The following is a 7,741-nucleotide window of genomic DNA, read 5'->3' on the forward strand; positions in this document are numbered from 1 at the left end:
TCCTTCTTTTTTTAGGAAGTATTCTCATGAGCATCGATGCCTTTTCTCAATATTTCAGTACGTTAACAGACCCTCGCCAGTCGTCTAAGATCAGTTATCCTTTGTTTGATATCCTTTTTCTGGCAATTACATCCATCATCGCCGGCGCGGAAGGATGGGAAGATATTGAAGATTTCGGCGAAACGTATCTGGACTGGTATCAAAAAAAATCACTTTTCCCGAATGGAATACCGGGACATGATTCTATCGCTCGACTTATTTCTCGTCTCAATCCTGTTGAGTTTCAGCACTGTTTTATCCAGTGGGTTCAAGGGATTAATGAACGTTCTGAAGGGGAAATTATCGCCATTGACGGGAAAACATTGCGGGGAACTTATCACGGCAAGGATCGGCAGTCGATGTAAGTGCGTTTGCCACCCAGAATGGCGTTGTGATGGGGCAATTGAAGACAGACAAAAAGTCCAATGAAATCACTGCGATCCCTAAATTACTCCGTTTGCTGGATATCAAAGGCTGCCTGATAACGATTGATGCGATGGGATGTCAAACGAAGATTGCGGAACAAATTGTGCAGCAAGAAGGTGACTATCTTCTGGCGGTGAAAGGCAATCAGGAAACGCTGTATCACGCCGTCAAGAAGGCGTTGTCTGCGCAAGTCTCAGCAGTGAGTCATGCCGAAAATATCACGATAGAACAAGGGCATGGTCGTATAGAAGCGCGTGAATATCATGTATTGTCTGCACAAGCGTTATCTCAACCATTTCTGAATGGAAAAACTTAAAAAGCATCGGCGTAGCAATCGGGTATCGAATTAGGGCGTGTTGACGTTTCGTGGAGGGAAGTTTGAACAGCATGATGATCTGGTATCATTGTCTTCGCGAAAAAACCATTACCCCAGCTCATCATGCCAAGAACAATGTTATCAAAATCTTTATGGAATACGCTAGCTGTATTAATGCAACAACATGGATGTATTTACCACAAAGACGCGCATTACCTGACTTTCGAAGGGATCCTTTATCGAATGAGAACGGGATGTCCGTGGCGGGATTTACCCGATGAATTTGGCAAATGGAATACGCTTTTTAAGCGCTTTAACGCCTGGTCAAAGAAAGGTGTTTTTGAATTATTATTCAAATTGTTATCTGAAAATACAGACACCGAATGGTTATTCATTGATGGGAGTATTATCCGCGCTCATCAACATAGCTCAGGGGCAACTTCAACAGAAGATGAAGCCATCGGTAAAAGTCGAGGTGGACGTTCGACTAAAATTCATTTGGCCGTAGACAGTTATGGTTTGCCTGTCCATTTTGAGCTGTCAGGGGGTCAAACGCACGACATTGTACATGCAGAAAGTTTGGTCACCCATTCACCCGCATCCGATTTTGTGATCGCGGATAAAGGTTACGATAGCGGTACTTTCAGAGATTTCGTTGAAAAACAAGGTTCAAAAACGGTCATTCCCTATCGAAAAAATAGCCGAAAACCCGATAAAAGTATTGATGAAGATTTATACTGTTATCGGCATTTGGTCGAAAATGCGTTTGCCAGAATAAAACATTTTCGAGCTATTGCGACAAGATACGATAAATTGGCGCGAAATTACGCCAGTATGTTGGCACTGGCGTTTGTCATTATATGGTTACCGATGTGGGTTGAGTAAATGGTGAACTCAAAACGTCAACAGCCCCTAGAAAAGCTCGGTTTTTATATGACCGAGGATGGTCTAATGAAGAATATTGAAGAGGGGAAAGGTAAGGCAAAAACCATTGAGGCAAGGAAGATATCCGCGCCGTTTTCAGTACTGGGATTAACTCGCGATGTATATAGCGATAACTGGGGCAAACTAATTTCATTTAAAGACAAGGATAGGGAAACGAAGCAATTCATTGTACCCGATGAGCAATTACATAAGCCCGGTAGTGATATTCCTCAGAGCTTAGCGAGATTAGGGTTATATATTGGTACAGGTATGAGCCGTGATTTATTGGGGTATCTGAATATCACAACGGCAAAAGAACGCATAACCTTAGCAAATTCCACGGGCTGGTTTAATGATCGCCTGTTTGTACTGCCTGAAAACACAATAGGCAGCTCCACCAGTAAAGTGATGTACCAATTATCCGGGCGTAAAAAGAGCGAACGCAGCCAGTTAGCGCAATCAGAATCCCTTGAAGACTGGCAGAAACAGATCAGCGCGAAATGTGCCGGTAATACTCGGTTAATATTTTCTCTCTGTGTTGCTTTTGCTGCTCCTTTACTCAATGTATTGGGGGTTGATGGTGGTGTATTCAGCCTGAAAGGAGCTTCAACCAAAGGTAAAAGTACAGCTCAGCATGTCGCGGCCTCTGTATGGGGGAGTGGTGCAACAACAGGCGGATATTCCCATAGTTGCAACACTACCTTAGTCGGGATCGAGGTATTGGCCACAGCGCATAATGACTTACCGTTAATATTGGATGAACTGAAAAGCGTTAACCCTAAGCTGGTGGGTCAGGTTGCTTATATGCTGGCTCTTGGGCAGGGAAAGGCACGAGGCACAAAAGACGTTACTTTGCGTGAAACGCTACAATGGCGAACTCTGGTGCTGGCATCAAGCGAAGATGCTTTCGAAAGTTATCTTAAGGCTTCGGGTGAAAGCGTTGCCGCAGGCCAGCAAGCTCGCTTTGTGGATATCCCGGCGATAGTAAGCGATGAGAATGGCGTTTTTGATACCCTCCACGGATTAGGCACAGCTAAAGAATTTGCTGATTCTCTGAATGCCTTAACAACGAAATATTATGGATGTGCGGGTATCACATGGCTTGAAAAGCTTACTGCTTCTTCCCGTTCAGAGCTGGTTGACCGCTTGCGAGCGTTAATTATTCAGTTCAAGGAAGCTTATAGACCAGAAGATGCAGGAGCACAGTTAGACCGGGTATTAGAGCGGTTCGCGCTCTGTGCTGCCGCGGGGGAATTGGCGACTGAATGGGGTATTACAGGTTGGGATACCGGGGAAGCTCTACGCTGTGTTGGTGAGTGCTTCAAAGCCTATGTAGATAGTAGGGGCACGACTGGCGATCTGGAAGCGGTAAATGGCATTGAGCGGCTAAGTGTGTACCTCAGTACCTATGGTGAATCACGCTTCCGTTCTTATTCTAATGACGTTAGGAATATGCCGATATTTGACGGTTATATTGCTTTATCTACCGGTGAAGCTGTAGATAGCTCTGATGTTAGTAACGAATCGATACTTGAGGATGATAATCCCCCATCGCGCATTTATTGGATTACGTCAGAAGCATTGAAAGAACGTGCTTTGGATGGCTGTAATTTTGATATAACAATTGCCGCCTTACACAAAAAAGGGGCACTTGTTGGCGTAACAGAGGAGGTAGGTAAGAACGGTAAACCTCGTACCGTTTATAACCCTAAGAAACGTGATCCGCTTGGTTATAAAGACCAGCGCCGATTTTACAGGATAGACGCAGGTAAGCTATTTGAGTGATAAGAGAGCCGGAGCAATCCGGCTTATTTCTTTTTCTTTGCTTCTTTGGTTATTGGTAGTAGACCTTTCACCCATCCATAGATAGTGCGGTATACGGGTTCTTTTATTCGTTGACCAGTATCATAATTCATTGGGTGATATTGTCCGTACACTGCCGTCCCGGGAGGGTTTTCTTTTATCAAATCGTGATAGCGAGAATCCACAGCAGTAGCTAGCGCTTTTTTGGTCATAGTGCCAGTGGTTGAGTCGATAATTTCTTGCGCCCATTTTAGGCATCGCTCTTTAAGTGGCATATAGTAGATAGAATGTCTCGCCGTTCCACCCTTACTACGGCTTTCTATGAGCTGTAAATCTTCAAAGTCATCTAATATGTCTCGACGGTACTGCTCTTGTGCCAAAACCGCAAAAACGAAATTAGAGGCCGCTAGATGATACGCGGCGCTATCAGACTCCACGGTTAGCCCCCATCCCCATATAGCACACGCGCTGACCAGTAAGTCATTCTTACCATTATCCGCCAGCATTTCGACTATAGAATACTGCCAAGCATCACTGCCAGGCTGACAGAGTTTTTTTATGGTTACAGTAGCAACATCAATCAAATCCCATACACTTAACCTGAACAGAGCTTCTTTTCGTTCATCATTGGTTAATTTGGATACTTGCTCAGCGCACCAATAAGCCGGGGAGTGGGGGTATAAACCGTTTTCGATACCATTGCCAATAGAGTAATGTTTGAGTGCTGCGTTTACATTCTCAAGAATAAAAATATCATCCGACATAGTAATCACTTCCTACGATGCGTAATCCTTTGACACTTCCTGCTACCGTTAAATCACCCGTTGCTGCGCCTTTTACATATAGCCCCCACCAATCCATCATAACCCGGCGTTGTTCTAAATAGGTGGCGCGGTTATACGCTGCCCGGACAGAGTTCTTTTCTCTGTGAGCCAATACCGCTTCTATGGCATCGGGCATAAAACCCTGCTCATTCATCGCTGTACTGACAATTGAGCGGATGCCGTGCGCAGTAAGCATATCCTGATACCCCATGCGCTTTAACGCCATATTAGCGGTCTGGCTGCTCATATGGGTACTTGGGGTAGATCTGTGTGGGAAGACAAATTCCCTATGTCCGCTGATAGGTTTCATAATTTCAAGAAGGTCTAAAGCCGGTTGGCATAAAGGCACAGTATGAGCATGCGATGTTTTCATCGTTGCGGCGGGTATATTCCAGACTTTATTTTCAAAGTCTATTTCTGACCAACGCGCTTTTACCGCTTCCCCCGGGCGTACAGCCGTTAATAGTTGCCATTCAATGACTAAACGTGTTTGCCGTTCTACCTGTGCAATGGAGAGCGCTTGCATTAATCCGGGGAGTTCTTCGGGTCGAATGGTCGGGTTATGTTTTTTCTTTGGTTTAGGAAACGCCTTGCTGACAGTGGTAAAAGGGTTGGCATCAATAACGCCTAAATTCATGGCGTAGTCGATGATCTCCACGGTTCTTTGTGTCAGGCGTTTAATCGTTTCCAGATTGCCCCGTGCTTCAATCGGCTTGAGCACTTCCACCAGCATAGGTGCTTTGAGGCTTGATATCGGTACATCACCGAGTTTAGGGAAAATATCTTTTTCCAGTGAGCGCCAGATATCTTTGGCGTAATCTTCACTGACAGTGGTTTTCTTCACTTCAAACCAGCGGGCAGCAATATTCCGTAAGGTGTTGTTGTTCTCTTCCTGTATTGCCGCTGCTTGCTGTTTACGCCAATCAACAGGATCAATATCTTTAGCCAGCATCGCTTTTGCTTCGTCTTTGAGTCGGCGAGCGTCAGCCAGCTTAGTAGAGGGGTATTCACCAAATGCAATCATCGTGCGCTTTTGGGTGAATGGCTTGTAGTATCGGAAATACCAGAGCTTAATGCCTGATGCTTTTACGAGGAGTTCTAAATTATCCCCGTCACGGTAGATCGTGTCTTTGGGCTTACCTGTTTTGCTATCAAGTTTGGCTTTGGCATTAGATACCGTTGTAGGGGAAAGCGGCGTTATCTTTTTAGGCATCGGGCACCTCTAACCGTAGTAGTAAGTGTTCTCTGTGGTAGTAGTAGCGGTTTATTGGTGTGGTTGGGCTGTTACTACTAACTTTTTACCTCTTTAACCTTGTACTGCGTCCCTTGGTGTCTAAGCGTCCATGTTGTATTTTTTATATTTAAATCAAGTTGTTAATGGTTATTTTTTTAAGTTTTGGGACGTGTGAGAAAACATGTACGGGACGGCATTCTAACAGTATTTTATTTTATAAATCATATTGTTAAGTGTTTATGGACAGCGGGACATCATTTTTTGCAAAAAACTTAACTATATATATGAGTTTCTCTTGGACACTTGGGTATTTACGTTTTGGTAGTAAGTGTTTTTGTAGTGTAGCTGACTTACTACCAAACATACTACCAAAACTATCGAGTTATAACGATACTAAACGAATACTAACGGGCAATAAAAAAGCCCTAACTCATTATGAGTTAGGGCTTTTTCTTTTACTTTCGGTGTATTCCGATGATTTCCGAATACAAAATTGGTGGAGCTGGCGGGAGTTGAACCCGCGTCCGAAATTCCTACATCCTTGGTACTACATGCTTAGTCTAGTCTTTACATTCGCTTGCCAGCTGCGGACAGACACGCCACTAACAAACTAGCCTGATTGGATTTAACGCTTCAACCCCAGGCAGGGCATCCACGCGATCTCTTTTGGGTTTGACCTCTCTTGATCCCCGTCCTAAGAGCGGAGGCTAGGGAGAGAGGGCTCTGCGCAGGTTATTAAGCTGCCAGTGCGTAGTTTTCGTCGTTTGCGACTATTGTTTTGCGGCTTTTTACGAGGCCAACCGCCCCTCGGCATGCACCTTGGGTTTCGCGAATCCCGTCGAATCCAGAATCAGCCCCAAGTGTATTAAGAATAAGTATATCAGAATATTGAGTGATAATGCCAGTGATTAACGCCCAGAATTCTTCATAATTCTCGCTTTGTCTAATTTCCATTCACGTTCTTTGATATCTGAACGCTTATCATGCGCCTTTTTACCTTTTGCCACGCCAATTTTGATTTTGCACCAGGCATTTTTCCAATACATGGAAAGTGCGACGATGGTATAACCTTCTCGATTGATTCGACCATACAGTGAATCAAGCTCGCGTTTGTTAAGTAGTAGCTTACGTGACCTCGTCGGATCACAAACTACGTGGGAAGAAGCAACATTTAATGGCGTAATTGTGGCACCAAAAAGATAAGCATCACCATCTTTGAGCAAAACATAACTCTCACTGATGTTAGCCTTGCCAGCGCGCAGTGATTTGACTTCCCAACCTTGTAGGGATAAGCCTGCTTCGAGTTCTTCCTCAATGAAGTATTCGTGGCGGGCTCGCTTATTCATGGCAATTGTTGCCGAACCGGGTTTGTATGCTTTTTTCTTTGTCATAGTGCGTTGTATTATACTGTATGCGTTAGTGAAAGAAATCTCTTCTGTATGATATTTAGCGATAAGTGCGCATTTATTGTTCTAAATGTCATCGGGTTTTTATTTAACCATGTTTAAGTGATACTATTCAGCGCTGTTATGTTTTACAGGAAACGATATGCCACAGATTAGTCGCTCTGCGCTAGTGCCTTACAGCGTGGAACAAATGTATAAATTGGTCAACGATGTGACATCTTATCCGGATTTTTTACCAGGATGTGTAGGTAGCCGTGTAATAAGCAGTAGCAACAATGAAATGACGGCTTCTGTTGAGGTCTCTAAGGCAGGGATCAGTAAGACGTTCGTAACGCGCAATACGTTATTTGATAATCAACGCATCAGTATGCAACTTGTTGATGGGCCTTTCCGTAAATTGATGGGAGGGTGGCATTTTACTCCGTTAAGTGAAGAGGCTTGTAAGGTTGAGTTGCATCTCGATTTTGAATTTACCAATAAATTGATTGAACTGGCTTTTGGTAAGGTATTTAAAGAGCTGGCGGGGAATATGGTTCAGGCTTTTACCCAACGTGCACGTGAGGTCTATAGTGTCTGAAATTAATATCGAAGTCGTTTATGCTCTGCCTGAACGGCAATATCTGCGTAATGTGAAAGTACCGCAAGGAGCAACCGTCGAACAGGCGATTGTAACGTCCGGCCTTTTGACATTACGTAATGATATCGATTTGGCTAAAAATAAAGTTGGTATTTATAGCCGTCCTGCCAAACTGACTGATACATTGGAAGA

Annotated in this window: 7 protein-coding genes, 1 other RNA gene and 1 pseudogene; 5 read left to right on the plus strand and 4 right to left on the minus strand. The window is 44.1% G+C overall.

Going from position 1 to position 7,741, the window contains the following annotated elements:
• The first annotated feature begins 26 nt into the window (after window positions 1-26).
• The 3 genes and pseudogenes from AAC853_RS02290 to AAC853_RS02300 all read left to right on the plus strand — a co-directional run bounded on the left by AAC853_RS02290 (window position 27) and on the right by AAC853_RS02300 (window position 3,490).
• Window positions 27-781 (plus strand): annotated as a pseudogene (locus AAC853_RS02290) (ISAs1 family transposase).
• A 123-nt stretch (window positions 782-904) separates the two neighbouring features.
• Entirely contained in the window at window positions 905-1,666 is a 762-nt protein-coding gene (locus AAC853_RS02295) for an IS5 family transposase (RefSeq protein ID WP_340613576.1), read from the plus strand.
• Between the two features lie 48 nt (window positions 1,667-1,714).
• Window positions 1,715-3,490: a DUF927 domain-containing protein gene (locus AAC853_RS02300; protein ID WP_340613581.1), complete on the plus strand. Its 1,776-nt coding sequence runs from the start codon at window positions 1,715-1,717 to the stop codon at window positions 3,488-3,490.
• A 23-nt stretch (window positions 3,491-3,513) separates the two neighbouring features.
• Here AAC853_RS02300 and AAC853_RS02305 read toward each other — a convergent pair whose 3' ends face one another.
• The 4 genes from AAC853_RS02305 to smpB all read right to left on the minus strand — a co-directional run bounded on the left by AAC853_RS02305 (window position 3,514) and on the right by smpB (window position 6,957).
• Window positions 3,514-4,272 carry a hypothetical protein gene (locus tag AAC853_RS02305; RefSeq protein ID WP_340613577.1) on the minus strand — a complete coding sequence of 253 codons (759 nt, stop codon included), beginning with the start codon at window positions 4,270-4,272 and terminating at the stop codon, window positions 3,514-3,516.
• A complete protein-coding gene (locus AAC853_RS02310; RefSeq protein ID WP_340613578.1) occupies window positions 4,262-5,545 on the minus strand; it encodes an integrase domain-containing protein in 1,284 nt (427 codons plus the stop codon). Before AAC853_RS02310 ends, AAC853_RS02305 begins: the two co-directional genes overlap by 11 nt.
• A gap of 515 nt (window positions 5,546-6,060) precedes the next feature.
• Window positions 6,061-6,424, minus strand: a transfer-messenger RNA (tmRNA) gene (gene ssrA, locus AAC853_RS02315).
• A 50-nt stretch (window positions 6,425-6,474) separates the two neighbouring features.
• Window positions 6,475-6,957, minus strand: a complete 483-nt coding sequence (gene smpB / locus AAC853_RS02320; RefSeq protein ID WP_189760709.1) for an SsrA-binding protein SmpB — start codon at window positions 6,955-6,957, stop codon at window positions 6,475-6,477.
• 157 nt (window positions 6,958-7,114) lie between these two features.
• Here smpB and AAC853_RS02325 point away from each other — a divergent pair, with 157 nt between their 5' ends.
• Together AAC853_RS02325 and AAC853_RS02330 are read left to right on the plus strand one after the other, a co-directional pair.
• On the plus strand, window positions 7,115-7,549 hold the full coding sequence (locus AAC853_RS02325; protein WP_338884888.1) for a type II toxin-antitoxin system RatA family toxin: 435 nt from the start codon (window positions 7,115-7,117) through the stop codon (window positions 7,547-7,549).
• The coding region (locus AAC853_RS02330; protein ID WP_340613579.1) for an RnfH family protein at window positions 7,542-7,741 on the plus strand (200 nt) is incomplete at its 3' end. The genes AAC853_RS02325 and AAC853_RS02330, both read left to right, overlap by 8 nt.

The organism is Xenorhabdus thailandensis, assembly GCF_037996785.1.
In the GTDB taxonomy this organism is placed as follows: Bacteria; Pseudomonadota; Gammaproteobacteria; order Enterobacterales; family Enterobacteriaceae; genus Xenorhabdus; species Xenorhabdus griffiniae.

What these genes read in the sequence shown, in the direction of transcription:
- AAC853_RS02295 (WP_340613576.1), top strand. Translation starts at nt 905, where the DNA reads ATGCCAAGAACAATGTTATCAAAATCTTTATGGAATACGCTAGCTGTA.
- AAC853_RS02300 (WP_340613581.1), top strand. Translation starts at nt 1,715, where the DNA reads ATGACCGAGGATGGTCTAATGAAGAATATTGAAGAGGGGAAAGGTAAG.
- AAC853_RS02305 (WP_340613577.1), bottom strand. Translation starts at nt 4,272, where the DNA reads ATGTCGGATGATATTTTTATTCTTGAGAATGTAAACGCAGCACTCAAA.
- AAC853_RS02310 (WP_340613578.1), bottom strand. Translation starts at nt 5,545, where the DNA reads ATGCCTAAAAAGATAACGCCGCTTTCCCCTACAACGGTATCTAATGCC.
- smpB (WP_189760709.1), bottom strand. Translation starts at nt 6,957, where the DNA reads ATGACAAAGAAAAAAGCATACAAACCCGGTTCGGCAACAATTGCCATG.
- AAC853_RS02325 (WP_338884888.1), top strand. Translation starts at nt 7,115, where the DNA reads ATGCCACAGATTAGTCGCTCTGCGCTAGTGCCTTACAGCGTGGAACAA.